The organism is Anaerococcus sp. Marseille-P3915 (assembly GCF_900258475.1).
Classification (GTDB): Bacteria; Bacillota; Clostridia; order Tissierellales; family Peptoniphilaceae; genus Anaerococcus; species Anaerococcus kampingae.
Window position 1 is genome coordinate 382,067 of record NZ_LT984888.1, and the last position, 14,589, is coordinate 396,655.

A 14,589-nucleotide genomic window follows, 5' to 3' on the forward strand; every position below is an offset into this window, starting at 1 on the left:
ATTCAAAATGGGTGATAATATGGATAAAATAAATTTAGAAGATAAGGAAACTTTAGAAAAGCTTAAAGATTATCTGGACAATCCGGATATGACCGATGAAGACTTGCTAAAAGTCATAGAATCTCTAACAGAAGACCAAAAAGAAGAAATCCTAGAAATAATCGCAGAAGATGACGAAGATTTTGACGATGATGATGACGATGATGACCTAATAGGATCAGCCAAAAAAGGAGTCAACACCTCCCTTGCCCCAATCAAGCGCAAGGATATGATGAAGCTATCAGACCTAAACAACGAAGAGATAGTAGAGCAATTCCAACTTGGCAACCAAAACGCCCTAGCAGCCCTAGTCGAAAAAAACCAGGGCCTAGTAAGGAGTCGTGCGTCCTATTTCTTTAGGTCCCACGGCAATGACCTAGACCTAGAAGACCTCGTCCAATCAGGCATGCTCGGCATGATAAGGGCAGCGGAGAAATTTGACCTAAGCCTAGGCTACAAATTTACAACCTATGCCTACAAGTGGATAGATAAAGCCATTAGAAAGGCCATAAATAAAGAAGGCCACACCATCAGGATTCCAGCAGGCAAATACTTAAAGCTAAACAAGCTTAAACAAATCTTAAAGGCCAACCCAGAGGCAAGCGATGAGGAACTCTACAGGATATTAGAAAACGAAGGCATCAACAAAAAACAAGCCGATGACCTTTTCCTAATAAATAGAAACCAAGTCAACTCCACCTCCTTAAATATCAACCTAGACAGCGAAGACTCCACAGGAGATGAGCTAATGGACATGGTAGGAGATGAATCGACCCCAGTAGATATGCTAATCTTAGAAAAAGACATGGAAAACTTCCTAATGCAAGCCCTAGACCAACTAACAGATAGGGAAAAGCAAATCATAATCTACAGGTATGGCCTAGACAACGAAAAACCAAAAACCCTAGAGCAAATAGGTTCTATCTACGACCTCTCCAGAGAAAGAATCCGTCAGATAGAAAACCAAGCCCTAGGCAAGCTAAAAGATTATTCTGATTTGGTTGGATAAAAATTACAATACTCTTAGGATTTTAGATCCTAGGGGTATTTTTTTAAATAAATTTTTTATAATTATTGTATATTTTTGATGTATTGAGGTAAAATGATAAAAACGATTCTTAGAGATTAGAAAGGATTTTTATGATTAAAGTTGAAAATTTTACTAAGGAATATAAGATAGGAAAAAAGGCTGTGGATGACATCTCCTTTGAGGCGAAAGATGGTGAAATCTTTGGATTTCTTGGTCCTAATGGGGCTGGTAAGTCTACTACCATCAAGTCTATTGTAGGGATAAATTCTAAGACTAAGGGGGAGATTTTTATAAATGGCCTCCGTATCGAGGATGACCCTATAGCCTACAAGAGCCAGTTTTCCTATGTGCCTGACAATCCAGAATTATTCGAAAATTATTCAGGAAACGAATATATAAATTTCATAGCAGATATCTATGGGGTGGATACTGAAACTAGGAAGGAAAGGCTTGATCATTATTTGGATTATTTTGATATAAGAGAGGCCATGAAGGACCCTATTTCAACCTATTCTCATGGTATGGCCCAAAGGCTTGCCATAATCGGTGCCCTTATCCACGACCCACAGGTTTTAATCCTTGACGAGCCAATGGTTGGCCTTGATGCTAAGTCTGCCTTTAATCTTAAGAAAATCCTTAGGGATAGGGCGGCAGCTGGCAAGTGTGTCATGTTTTCAACCCACGTTATGGAAGTGGCCCAGGAATTATGCGATAGGATTGGCATTATTTCTAAGGGCAAGCTTATCGCTATCGGAACTCTTGATGAGATTAAGCATATAGCCAACAACGATGGGTCTCTTGAATCAATTTTCTTGGAGCTTACAGATGAAAAGCAAGAATATTAAAACTATAGCAGCCTATGCTTTAAGGGAAAGTTTCTTCCCCTATAGGCCATCAAAGCAAGTTGCAAATGTGCCTAAAAACTACTTGATGAGAATAATCCTATTTATCTGGACCTATGTATTTTTGGGGGCCATATTTATAGGGGTCTTTAAGGCAAGCGCCATGATTTATGTGGGAACTGGTCAAAATCACATGTATTTTGTAAATTTTGCCATAGCAATCACCATGATGATCTTCATATTTTATGTGCCTGATATCCTCTCAAAATATTTCACCAAGGCAGATATTTCCAATTACCAGACCCTACCCCTAAGCCAGGGCGAGCTTTTCTTGGGCAAGGTAATCGGCGGGATAAGCTCATTTTTTGACTTTTTCCTATTTTTTGCCATTGGCCTATATATATATTTTGGCGAGGCTGGTTTTGACCCAATGACTTTGATTTTGGGCCTTATCACCCTCCTTCCAATGATTGCTATACCTTATGGGCTTATTTGCCTGATGATTTTACTGATTAAGAAATTTACCAATGTCAATAGGCATGCCAAGCTTTTTAAGACCCTGGGATATCTTTTGATGTTTGGGGTCATGGGAGTGATTTATTATTTCTCCTTCTCATCATCATCATCATCTAGTGGACCGAAGTTTAATATAGATGTAGATAATGTCACATCAATGCTTGGAAATGTGTCAAATGTCTTCTTTAATGCTAAGATTTTTGGCATGAGCCTTACCGGACCAATAATACAGAGACTGGGCTTTAGCTTATTACTCTTGGCTCTTGCGGCTCTAGTATTATTTTTAGTATACAAGCTTGGAGATAAGTATTATTTTGATGCGGTCTTTGATGACCACATAGATATGGATAAGAAAAAGAAGGTCAAGGCCAAGGATGTTGAAATCAAAACATCCAGCCAATTTAAGGATATTTTCCTTAAGGATATTAAGACCTTATTTTCAAATATAGTCTTCGTGGCAGGCCCTATATCTATGGTAATAATCTTTTCGGTTATGGGCTTTACTACAGGTAGGAATCTTATTGAGGATTTGGACCCTACTTTAATCCAAAGCTCAATGACATCTCTTATATGCTTTGCGGCAGCCTTTGCCCTAAGTCTTCTTATTTGGACTAATGGCAATCCAGCGACCACTTCCCTTTCTAGGGAGGGCAAGAGCTTTTACCTTATCCAGACCCTACCGATAGACCCTAAGAGCCATCTCTTGGCTAGGTTTACTTCAAGCTATGTGGTTATAAGTATTTTTAACCTAATACTTGCCATAGCCTATGGCTTAATTCTAAGCCTTGGTCTTATTAATAGCCTTTTATTCTTCCTTGGCCTAAGCATAGGAGGAGGCTTTGCGACTATGATTAGTCTTTACTTTGGGACCTTTGTGGTCAATACCAATTGGAAGAAGCCTCAAGAAGTTCAACAGGCAAATCCTTTGAAGTCAATAATTTTCTACCTAGGGTCCTTGCTTGTTACAGGCCTTCTTGTTGGAGGATTTTTCCTAATAGATGGTCTTACAGGATCTATGGCTATTGCAGTTGGCCTTATTATCCTTGTCCTAGTTATAATTGTTGGCCTAATCTATATGGCTTGCCTTAAAAAATACAAGAAAGGCTTTATGGACGTATAAAATTTCCCGACTTTAAAAAGTCGGGTTTTTTAGTATAGTAAGTAAGCAGAAAGGAAGAATTATGGAATATCAAAAACCCTTTATTTATATAGATACAAATTTTAGCCCGGCAGATGGGCTTTTTATAAAAATGGCCCTAGACTCTTATGATTTTGAGCTTGTGGGACTTTCAGCAAATAGGTCTTATATGTCAAGTAGGGCAGCTGGTGAAAATATTTTGGGCCTTATTAATAAGGAAGATTTATTTTTAAGTGTTGCAAAAAATTTCAATGATAAGGAATCTGCCTTTGATGATGAAATTTTTAAGGCAAGTGGCGATTATCTAGAAGAGATGGATGCTTTTGAAAATCTCTACGACATAGCAAGCGACTGCGGAAGATTAGATATAATCGCAAGTGGGGACCTAGGAAACATTGCCAAGGGTCTAAGAGAATTTGAAGATCTGATAGATTTTATCGACCACATATTTTTAATCTTGCCAGATGCTAAAAAAATGGCTAAGGAAGACCTTGAAGACCTTGATTTTATCTTAGGATCAGGCATAGAAATATTTGCCATAGATGAGAAATTTGCAAAAAAATTCACCCTTGATGATGAAGATTTGGAAAAAATTAAAAACTCTGACTCTAATCTAGCAAGGATTTTGGAAAATTATGATAAAGAGGCTCTTGCTGGGGCCCTCCTTCTCTACCTATCCCAAAGGCCAGAGGCCTTCATCTTTGATGCGGCAGGTCTTAAGGTTAATTTTGATGAAAAGTCAATCGACCATTCATCACAAAGACCAAAGGCCTATCTGGTAAATAAGGTGAACGAAGAAAGCTTTTATGACTACCTAAGAGGAGTCCTATGCAATTAAGGATGCCAGGGCCAAGGATTAGAAAAACGGGTATAGCAGTCCTTATTTCCATGATCATATCCCATTTTAGGCCTGGCGAGGGCCTTGCCTTTTATTCGGCAATTGCTGCTATCATATGTATGCAGCAAAATGTCCACCAAACCTACCACAAGGGCCTGGGTAGGATAATCGGGACAATCTTTGGAGGCTTTGTGGGCCTTTTCTACCTTTTGATTTTCCCAGCTGGGTCAATTCCTGATCTTTTAAGGCTGATTATAACGGCAATCCTTGTGACAGTGGTAATATGGGTTATGGCAAATATAAATAAAAAGGATGCCGTATCCATAGCTGGCATTGTATTTTTGTCAGTTACCATCAACCACGCAGGCGACCTTGTGCCTTTTAATTTCGCCATCAACAGGATAATCGACACCCTAATCGGAGTACTTGTGGCATTTTTCGTAAATTATATAGATTTTAAGATTAAAGAATCGTAATTTCAGACTTTTAAGAGCTAAATTTAGCTTCTTTTTTATATTTATTTTAACAAATTACTAAAATGTGGTATAGTAGGGGGGATAGAATATTGCATAGAAAAGAAAGGATTATTATGAAAAAACTTACTACTCAGAAACTCGTATACATGGGTTTATTTACAGCTCTAGTGTACATATTTTCAAGGTTTTTCCAAATTCCAATAGTAACTCCACTTGGACAAACTAGGTTTCATTTGGGAAATGTATTTTGCCTTTTAGCAGGACTTCTTTTAGGACCTGTCAATGGTGGACTTGCAGCAGGTGTGGGCTCAGCTTTATTTGACTTATTTGACCCAGTTTACTTCACATCAGCTCCAGTTACCTTTATCACTAAATTTGCCATGGCCTTTGTAGCAGGCATGATTTACAAAAATAGGAAAGAACTTGTAGATAAACCAAAAATTGTTATCGGATCAATTTTAGGCCAAATCACCTATGTGGTTTTATACCTAGGTAAGACCTTTATTAAAAATAAATTTATCCTTGGTCTAACCCTAGAAGCGACTATGGCAGAAGTAATCCAAAAGGCAGGAGTATCACTTACAAATGCGGTTATTTCAATAATCATAGCATCAATATTGGCTATTCCTCTCCTAAAAGCTGTAAAATTTGACGACTAGTCTCCCAAATTGGGTAAATATTAATAATAAGTAGCCCAAGATAAGGAGATTAGACATGCAAAGAAGAGAGAAAAGATTTGAAATAGCTTGTCCCAAGTGTGGGGTAAACTTTGAAAAAGACTTGCCAACAGCAATTTTTGCTGATAAGCCAGAAAGAAATGAGATTTTAGAGGGGAAATTTGGGGAAATGACTTGTCCAGAATGTGGCAGGGCCTTTATCCTAAACTACCGCTTTGCCTATACAGATGAGTCAAAGTCTTTTATGATTATAAATGACCCAGACTTCATCGACAAGAAGGCAAGGCTAGCCTTTTCCACATCCCTTGGCCTAATTGGCCTAGATAGGAAAAACGAGCTTTATAAGCACAGGCTAAGAATAACTTATGACTATCCATCCCTCAAGGAGAAGATTTTAATCTTCGAAAAAGGCCTTGATGATAGGGTAATTGAACTTATGAAATATTTCCTAGTCCATTCCGATGACTTTGCCTATAAGGTAGAACAGATCAAAAGCTTCTACTATGGGGCAGACAATAAATTCTACCTAGAAACAGCCCTCAATGTAGGGGCAAGCCTGGATTTTTCACAAACCCTATATGATACAATCGTAAATAATTACGGGGAAATCATCAAAAAAGACCTAAATCATTTGATAGATAGGTCCTGGGCAGAGGAATTTTTAAGGGCTAAATAAAATATTTTAATCATTTAAAAAGACTTGGCTATTTGATTAGCCTGGTCTTTTTTTGAATATTTTGTATAATTTTCCTATGAAGATAAAATTAGAAGAAAAAAAACAAAGAAAAATCGTATATGACATCCTAAATATATTTTTTGACCACGAAGACATAATTTTTACCGAGGATGATTTTGACCTAGCTATTGGCCATGAAGAAATTTTCTACAAGGGCAAGGTCTATAGTTTTGTTGATAATAAGAGTCTAAAGAGGACTTTGTATGAAATCTTATCGGCCCTTACTGGCTATGAGTCACCTTGGGGGACTCTTACAGGATCAAAGCCCTCCAAGCTTTTAAAAGCTAAGAGTTTAGAAGAAATCAAAGAGACCTACAAGGTCTCAGATGAGAAAATTAGGCTCTTAGAAGAGGTTAAGAGCGAACAAGAAAGGCTATCCTTTGATGAGAAAGCCTTTAGCCTTTATATAAATATCCCTTTTTGTCCCACTAGGTGTGATTATTGCTCCTATCCGACTTTAGTTGGTCCCCACCACGATAGGGGAGCCTATGTGGAATATTTAATTAGAGAAATAGAAGAAATCGACCTTCCAAGAGATCTTGATTCAATTTATATAGGCGGGGGTACTCCTTCGTTTTTGAGGGCAGATGAGACTATCAATTTGCTTGCTGCCATAAATAATAAATTTACCTACCAGGAATTTACCTTTGAGGCTGGCAGGGAAGATACGCTTGATAAGGCCAAGCTTGAGGTCCTAAAGGCAGGAGGAGTTGATAGGATTTCCCTAAATCCTCAGACCTTTAATAAAAATATCCTAAAATCTCTCAACAGGCCCTATGATTATGACCATTTCCTAAATATTTATAAAAAGGCAAGGGACCTTGGCTTTATAATAAATATGGACTTTATAATAGGTCTAGAAGGAGAAAATTCAAAAGATTTTGCCAAGAATTTTAAAATCCTAGGAGAACTCTTACCGGATAATATCACCTTCCACGCCCTTGCTATAAAATCTGGGTCAAAGTATAAGGAGAAAGATTTGGCTGGTGAGAGAGACCAAGCCCTTATAATTTCAGAAAAAATTGATGAATTTACTAGGAAATTTTCCTACAAGCCCTACTATCTTTATAGGCAAAAAAATATCGTATCTAACCTCGAAAATGTCGGTTATCAAAGAAATAATACATCGCAGAGGTATAATATTATTATTAATGAAGAAATCTCAAATATTATTGGCCTGGGCATGAATGCCAATTCCAAGCTTAAAAATGGAAATAAATTCAGAAATCCTAGAAATTTAAGAGATTATTACCAGGATTTTGATGAGATTTTAAGGGCCAAAAATAAGATGATTAAAGAATATTTGGAGGATATAAATGGATAAAGCTTATTCAGATTACGTATTTAAATTTTTTAGACAATTAGCAGAAATTCCTAGAGAAAGCGGCAATGAAAAGGAAGTATCTGACTTTCTTGTGAATTTTGCCAAGGAAAGAAACCTAGAAGTAAGCCAAGATGAGGCCCTAAATGTGATTATTAGAAAGCCTGCATCAAAAGGCTACGAAGATCATCCAATAGTTGCCCTTCAAGGCCACATGGATATGGTTTGTGTAAAAGTTGAAGGAAGCAATCACGATTTTGAAAAAGACCCAATCAAACTAATTGAAGAAGACGGCTGGATTACAGCTGATGGAACAACTCTAGGGGCAGATGATGGCATAGGTGTTGCCTTTATCATGGCTGTTTTAGACGATGATTCCCTAAAACATGGCCCAATCGAGGCAATTATCACAACTGAAGAAGAAACCTCAATGGGTGGTGCAGGCAGACTTGACCTTAGCCAAATTACAGCCAAATACCTAATTAACATAGATTCTGAAGAAGAAGGAATCCTAACTGTAGGCTGTGCAGGGGGTCTTGACCTTGAAGTAAACTTCCCTAAAGAATATGAACAGCCACTTGGAGACTTTGTAGAAGTTGGCCTAAAAGGCTTTGCAGGCGGCCATTCAGGTATGGAAATAGATGAATTTAGGCTAAATGCTATAAAAACCCTAGCTCGCCTTATCCAAGGCATAGATGGCCTACAAATTGCAAGGGCAAATGGCGGAGTTAAGAGAAATGCCATCCCATCAGCAGCAAGTGCTGTATTTGCAGTAGCAAATAGAGAAGATGCAATAAAAATAATCAATGAAAGAATTGCAGAAGTTAGAAACGAATACAAGGATGTAGATCCAGATGGGGAAATTTGGGTAAAAGAAGCTAATTTTGATGGCAAGGTCCTAAGCAAAGACCTTTCAAAGAGAATTATTGACTTTTTATACACAATCCACGATGGTCTATATAAAAAGGTAGACGGATCAATTGTCACAAGCTCAAACCTTGGCCTTCTAGAAGATAGGGAAGATTCAATCTTTGTCAACCTCATGAATAGGTCAGAAATCGACTCTCAAAAGGAAGACTGGGCCAAAAAACAAGCCCTCCTTGTAGAATATTTTGGCGGAAATTCTGAAGTTGTAAGTGAATATTCTGGCTGGCAAAGGGAAGATTCTCCAATAATCGATCTTGCAAAAGAAGTTTGGAAGGATGTTCACGGAGATGAAATGGAAGTTTCTACAACTCATGGTGGCCTAGAATGCGGACTTTTCAAAAAGACCCTCAAAGATACAGAGATGATCTCCTTCGGTCCTGATATAGAAGGTGCCCACTCACCAGCAGAAAGGGTAAATATAGAATCAGTAGCAAATAACTACAAATTCCTAGTAGAATTACTTGAAAGAATTTAGTTAAATTAGCAATAGCTGAAATCTGCGAGGGTTTCAGCTATATTTTAATTTTTTATAAAATCGTTTGCAAATTAACAAAATTCGAGTATCCTTATATTAGGGAAAAGAATATATGACGAAGGAGGTATCATGTACGAACAAAAAGTAACGCTTTCGAATGAAATTGGTTTACATGCTAGACCAGCATCCATATTTATAAGACAAGCCGTTCAATTTCCTTGTGATATAAGTGTCGAAAAAGCAGGCAGGTCATACAATGCCAAGTCTATCATGTCAGTTCTGAGCATGAGTGCTTCTAAAGGCGATGACATAATCATAAGAGCAGAAGGCGATGAAGAAGAAGAAGCCGTTAAATCGCTAATAGATTTAGTAGAAAATAAGCTAAATAACTATTAGCATATAAATACTTACTTACTAACAAACATCAAGACGAGCAAGGGCTCGTTTTTTTGTGCCCTTTGGGGTATTGTGATTAGTGGAAGTTTATTGATAATCCCTAGTAAAAAGGTATGATTTAAGAGTAGAAAAAAAGAGAAGTAAAAAGAGGTAGATAATGACTGAATTATTAAAGATAGAAAATCTTCACGTTTCAGCGAAAGATAAAGATATATTAAAAGGTATTGACCTTAAGGTAGGAAAGGGCGAGGTCCACGTAGTCATGGGGGCTAATGGATCAGGTAAATCAACCCTTATGAATGCCATCATGGCCAATCCTATTTATGAAGTTAAGGAAGGAAAGATTTATTTTGAAGGCGAGGATATAACAGATCTTAGCGTTGATAAGAGGGCTAGACTTGGTATCTTTATGTCCTTCCAACACCCAGATGAGATTCCTGGTGTAAAATTATCAGACTTTCTAAGAATTTCTGAAGAGCAAATCACAGGTTCTAAGCCAAAAATTCTTGCCTTCAATAAAAAATTACAAAAAGAGATGGAAGACCTTAAGCTTGATGATTCTTATGCCAATAGGTATGTAAATGTAGGCTTTTCTGGTGGTGAGAGAAAGAAATCAGAAATCCTACAAATGCAAATGCTAAGTCCAAAGCTTGCCCTACTTGATGAGACAGACTCTGGTCTTGATGTTGATGCGGTAAGGATTGTATCAAAGGGTATAGAAGACTTCCTAGATGGGGAAAAATCTGTAATAATCATCACCCACCACAGGGAAATTTTAGCCAATATCAAGGCTGACTATGTTCACATTCTAAAAGATGGCAAGATCAAATATTCAGGAGGCGATGACCTAATGGATAGGATCGAAGCTGAAGGATACGAATGGGTGTAATATGAAAGAAATCAATATTGAAGACCAACTAAAGGATATTGACCGCGGTTATTATGACTTTTTCAATGAATTTATCTATTCAGATATCACTGAAAAGGGTCTAAATGCTGATATAGTCAACGAAATATCCGATAAGAAAAATGAACCAGAATGGATGAGAAAGAGAAGATTAAAATCTCTTGAAATATTTGAAAAGACACCAAACCCTTCTTGGGGACCAGACTTATCTGAGCTTGATATGGCAGATATCACAACCTATGTCAAGCCACCAACAGATAAGAAAACTGCCTGGGAAGCCCTACCTGAAGATATAAAAGATACCTTCGATAGGCTTGGAATACCACAAGCTGAGCAAGAAAGCCTTGCAGGTGTAGGTGCCCAATACGATAGTGAGGAAGTTTATCACTCTATCCAAAAACACCTAGAAGACCAGGGAGTAATATTTATGGACTTCACCTCAGCTATTAGAGAGCATGAAGACCTAGTCAAAAAATATTTCCAAAAGGCAATCCCACCTACACTTCATAAGTATGCAGCCCTTCACGGTGCCGTTTGGTCAGGTGGTTCCCTAATCTATGTACCAGAAGGAGTAAAGGTAGATATACCTCTCCAATCCTACTACAGGCTAAATGCCCCAGGAGCTGGACAATTTGAACACACAATGATAATAGCAGAAGATAATTCTAGGGTTCACTTCATAGAAGGTTGTTCTGCGCCAAAATACAATGTCGTAAACCTACACGCAGGTTCAGTAGAAATTTTTGTCGGCAAAAATGCCGAAGTAAGGTTCTCAACTATAGAAAACTGGTCAAGGAATATGTACAACCTAAACACCAAACGTGCCATAATCCAAGAAGGCGGCAAGATGATTTGGGTATCAGGATCCTTTGGATCAAAGGTATCCATGCTTTATCCAACTTCAGTCCTTGCTGGTAGAAAGGCCAGAGCAGAATATACAGGTATTACCTTTGCAGGTGATGGCCAATATATTGATAATGGTTGCTCTATGATCCACCTTGCTCCAGAAACCTATTCAACAGCCCTAACCAAGTCAATTACAGCAGGCAATGGTAAGTCCATGACTCGTTCCCTAGTTGAAATGAGGAAAAACTCAGCCGGTTCAAAATCAACCGTAGACTGTGAAAACCTCATGATTTCAGAAGGTTCCCAGTCAGATACCATACCAGTGCTTGATATTAGAAATGACGATGTAGACTGTGGCCATGAGGCAAAAATCGGTTCAATTGACCAAAGCCAGGTATTTTACCTAATGAGCAGGGGGATTCCAGAAGATGAGGCCAAGTCAATGATAGTAAGAGGTTTTGCAGAGCCAGTATCAAAGCTCTTGCCTCTAGAATATGCAGTTGAGATGAATAATCTAATCGATATGGAACTTGAAGGAGCAAACGGCTGATGACAAAGATAAATCAAATGAGACAGCCAACTTGGGCCTACCTAGGACTAAATTCGGCTGATTATGAATTAGTAGAAATAGAAAAAATTCCTTTTGAAAATGCAAACTCAGAAGGCAGCTTAGATAAAGTAGATGCGGCTTTTGCTAGCGAAATTTACGGTCTAAGCGATGAAATAAAAAAAGAAAACAAAGACTTTAGAAATTATTACAAGGCTTATGATATCAAGGATAAAAAGGATACAGAATTTATTCACTTTAAGCTTGATGATGAAAATAATATCCTAGTTTCTGCCATAGACATAAATGCAGGAAGGGATTCTGAGTCTTCCTTCCTGGTTGATTTTTCTGACCAAGGAGCCGAAAAAGTTTTTATCAACTCACAAATAAGGGTAAATCTAGAAGAAGACTCTAAGGTGAAATTAGTAGTCCTTGTTAATCTATTAAGTGAGGCAACAAACCTTAACTCCATAGCCACAAGGCTAGGAGATAGGGCAGAGCTTGATATCACCTATATAGAAATAGGAGCCAGCCAATCTATGGTCAACATCAGAAATATCCTAAGAGGTCATAAGGCCAAGGTCATAGAAGATGGTATTTACTTCAAATCCAAGGAAGAATACCTAGACCTAATGGCTGTAAATGAGCACTACGGCCTAGAAACAGACTCATCTGCCCTCTTCAATGGGGCCTTAAAAGAAAGAGCTGAAAAGAATTTCAAGGGCATAGTAGACCTTAGACGTGGATGTACCAAGGCAGATGGCAAGATAGGAGATTATTCTATGATGCTATCAGATCAGGTCATCAATAAGTCTGCCCCAATCCTACTCAATGAAGAAAGAGAAGTAGCAGGCAAGCATGCCGCAAGCGTGGGCAGGATGAACAGGGAAATGCTCTTTTACATCATGAGCCGTGGTTTTAGCAAAAAGCAAGCAGAATCAATGATGCTAGAGGCAAACTTTGCCCCTGCCATAGATAAAATTGAGGACGAAGATCTAAGAAATCACATCAAAGACCAAGTCCACAAGCTAAATAGCAGGCATTAATATGGATATAGAAAAAATTAGAAATGACTTTTCCTACCTTGACTCAAAAAAGGTAGGAAAGGATGTAATCTACCTAGATACAGCAGCAACTAGCCAAAAACCTAACAGGGTAATAGAAGCTGTTGATTCTTATTATAAGTACAAAAACGCCAATCCCCACAGGGGAGCCCACTATTTGTCATGGGTAGCTACAGAGGCCTATGAAAATGGTAGGGATGTCATAAAGAAATTTATAAATGCAGGATCAAGGAATGAAATAGTCTACACCAAGACTACAACCGAAGCCCTAAATCTCTTGGCCTATTCCTATGGCCTAGACAATCTAAAGGCAGGCGATGAGATCCTAATCACAATCCTAGAGCACCACGCAAATCTCGTTCCTTGGCAAATGGTAGCCGAGGCTACAGGGGCAAAGCTAGTCTATGCCTACCTTAAGGAAGATGCTTCCCTAGATTATGATGACCTAAAAGCAAAAATAAACGATAAGACAAAAATTGTCTCCATAACAGGAGCTTCAAATGTCACAGGCGAGATTATAGATGTCAAAAAAATAATCACCTGGGCCAAAGAAGTAGGTGCTACAACTATAGTAGATGCAGCCCAATTAATAGCCCACAAGAAGGTCGATGTAAGAGATTTAGATTGTGATTTCCTAGTCTTTTCAGGCCATAAAATCTACGCCCCAATGGGCATAGGCGTCCTTTATGGCAAAGCTGAGCTTTTAGATAAGATGAAGCCTTTTAATCTAGGCGGAGATATGATAGAATATGTCTATGAAGATTATTCAACTTTTGCAAAAGCACCCATCAAATTTGAGGCGGGTACACCAAATGTAGGTGGGGTAATAGGTCTGGTTGAAGCGATAAAATATGTAGAAGAAATTGGCATGGATAATATTCACGCTCATGAGATGGAACTAACAGAATATGCCTATGACTTAATTAAGGACATAGAAAATATAAAGATAGTTCATCCAAAATCTGCCGAAGAAGGAGCCCTAATCTCCTTCGCCTTCACAGACATCCACCCACACGACATATCCTCAATCCTTGACAGCAAGGGGATAGCAGTAAGAAGCGGCCATCACTGTGCCATGCCACTTCATACCTATCTTGGCCTAAGCTCCACAGCCCGAGCCTCCTTTGCTATTTATAACACCAGGGAAGAGGTCGAAATCTTTGCAAAAGAGCTTAGAAATGTAAGAAAGGTAATGGGACTATAATGGATATGCAAGAAATATATAGTCAGATAATCCTAGATCATTCAAGAAATCAAGCCAACAAGCATGACCTAGAAGATCCTGACATCAAAGAAGACGGCCACAACCCATCTTGTGGTGACGAGATAGTATTACAACTAAAATTAGATGGGGATAAAATCGTAGATGCAGCCTTCACAGGCGATGGTTGTGCCATAAGCCAGGCAGCCACATCCGTAATGTGTGACATGTTAATAGGCAAAACCAAAGAACAGGCTGACAAGATGGCAGACATCTACCAAAGAATGATCAAAAGAGAAGATGTGACAGATGAAGAGCTAGAAGAATTAGAAGATGCAGTGGCCTTCCAAAACATCAGAAACATGCCACAAAGGGTAAACTGTGCTCTTTTGTCATGGAACACCCTAAGGGCAGTCTTAGATGAAGAAAAATAAGCTAGAAAACCTAGAATTTATCACATCCCTAATCACAGCAGGCTTAGTCTACATTCTTTGCTTCCTCCAATACAAAAAGGAAAACAAATTTTGGTGGCTAATCCTCTTAGTAGCGATATTAATGACTGCCAATGCTTATGTAAAATACAAAAAAACAAAAGATTCTATACAGAAATAAT

At 38.3% G+C, this 14,589-nt stretch carries 16 protein-coding genes; all 16 read left to right on the top strand.

From position 1 onward, the window contains the following. Positions 1-7 precede the first annotated feature (7 nt). A complete protein-coding gene (locus C8269_RS09340; protein WP_399525091.1) occupies positions 8-1,048 on the top strand; it encodes a sigma-70 family RNA polymerase sigma factor in 1,041 nt (346 codons plus the stop codon). A 131-nt stretch (positions 1,049-1,179) separates the two neighbouring features. After that, positions 1,180-1,914 carry an ABC transporter ATP-binding protein gene (locus tag C8269_RS09345; RefSeq protein ID WP_106461448.1) on the top strand — a complete coding sequence of 245 codons (735 nt, stop codon included), beginning with the start codon at positions 1,180-1,182 and terminating at the stop codon, positions 1,912-1,914. Continuing rightward, positions 1,895-3,547 (top strand): hypothetical protein, encoded by a 1,653-nt coding sequence (locus tag C8269_RS09350; protein ID WP_106461449.1) that lies wholly within the window; start codon positions 1,895-1,897, stop codon positions 3,545-3,547. Before C8269_RS09345 ends, C8269_RS09350 begins: the two co-directional genes overlap by 20 nt. Before the next feature lie 61 nt (positions 3,548-3,608). Continuing rightward, entirely contained in the window at positions 3,609-4,403 is a 795-nt protein-coding gene (locus C8269_RS09355; RefSeq protein ID WP_106461450.1) for a nucleoside hydrolase, read from the top strand. Then, positions 4,394-4,879: an FUSC family protein gene (locus C8269_RS09360; protein ID WP_106461451.1), complete on the top strand. Its 486-nt coding sequence runs from the start codon at positions 4,394-4,396 to the stop codon at positions 4,877-4,879. The genes C8269_RS09355 and C8269_RS09360 overlap by 10 nt, the downstream gene beginning before the upstream one ends. A gap of 113 nt (positions 4,880-4,992) precedes the next feature. Beyond that, entirely contained in the window at positions 4,993-5,538 is a 546-nt protein-coding gene (locus C8269_RS09365) for an ECF transporter S component (protein WP_106461452.1), read from the top strand. Between the two features lie 55 nt (positions 5,539-5,593). Next, positions 5,594-6,232, top strand: a complete 639-nt coding sequence (locus tag C8269_RS09370; RefSeq protein WP_106461453.1) for a CpXC domain-containing protein — start codon at positions 5,594-5,596, stop codon at positions 6,230-6,232. Between the two features lie 76 nt (positions 6,233-6,308). Then, positions 6,309-7,616 carry a coproporphyrinogen dehydrogenase HemZ gene (gene hemZ / locus C8269_RS09375; RefSeq protein WP_106461454.1) on the top strand — a complete coding sequence of 436 codons (1,308 nt, stop codon included), beginning with the start codon at positions 6,309-6,311 and terminating at the stop codon, positions 7,614-7,616. Then, entirely contained in the window at positions 7,609-9,015 is a 1,407-nt protein-coding gene (locus C8269_RS09380; RefSeq protein WP_106461455.1) for an aminoacyl-histidine dipeptidase, read from the top strand. Before hemZ ends, C8269_RS09380 begins: the two co-directional genes overlap by 8 nt. 129 nt (positions 9,016-9,144) lie before the next feature. Next, on the top strand, positions 9,145-9,411 hold the full coding sequence (locus C8269_RS09385) for an HPr family phosphocarrier protein (RefSeq protein ID WP_106461456.1): 267 nt from the start codon (positions 9,145-9,147) through the stop codon (positions 9,409-9,411). Between the two features lie 157 nt (positions 9,412-9,568). Then, positions 9,569-10,300 carry a Fe-S cluster assembly ATPase SufC gene (gene sufC / locus C8269_RS09390; protein WP_106461457.1) on the top strand — a complete coding sequence of 244 codons (732 nt, stop codon included), beginning with the start codon at positions 9,569-9,571 and terminating at the stop codon, positions 10,298-10,300. A 1-nt stretch (position 10,301) separates the two neighbouring features. Then, on the top strand, positions 10,302-11,714 hold the full coding sequence (gene sufB, locus C8269_RS09395; protein WP_106461458.1) for a Fe-S cluster assembly protein SufB: 1,413 nt from the start codon (positions 10,302-10,304) through the stop codon (positions 11,712-11,714). Continuing rightward, entirely contained in the window at positions 11,714-12,757 is a 1,044-nt protein-coding gene (locus tag C8269_RS09400; protein ID WP_106461459.1) for a SufD family Fe-S cluster assembly protein, read from the top strand. The genes sufB and C8269_RS09400 overlap by 1 nt, the downstream gene beginning before the upstream one ends. A gap of 1 nt (position 12,758) precedes the next feature. Then, on the top strand, positions 12,759-13,979 hold the full coding sequence (locus C8269_RS09405; protein ID WP_106461460.1) for a cysteine desulfurase: 1,221 nt from the start codon (positions 12,759-12,761) through the stop codon (positions 13,977-13,979). Continuing rightward, the gene (gene sufU, locus C8269_RS09410; protein ID WP_106461461.1) at positions 13,979-14,410 is read left to right on the top strand and encodes a Fe-S cluster assembly sulfur transfer protein SufU; all 432 of its coding nucleotides are present in this window, start codon (positions 13,979-13,981) and stop codon (positions 14,408-14,410) included. The genes C8269_RS09405 and sufU overlap by 1 nt, the downstream gene beginning before the upstream one ends. Beyond that, entirely contained in the window at positions 14,397-14,588 is a 192-nt protein-coding gene (locus C8269_RS09415; protein WP_106461462.1) for a hypothetical protein, read from the top strand. Before sufU ends, C8269_RS09415 begins: the two co-directional genes overlap by 14 nt. Position 14,589: the final 1 nt, after the last annotated feature.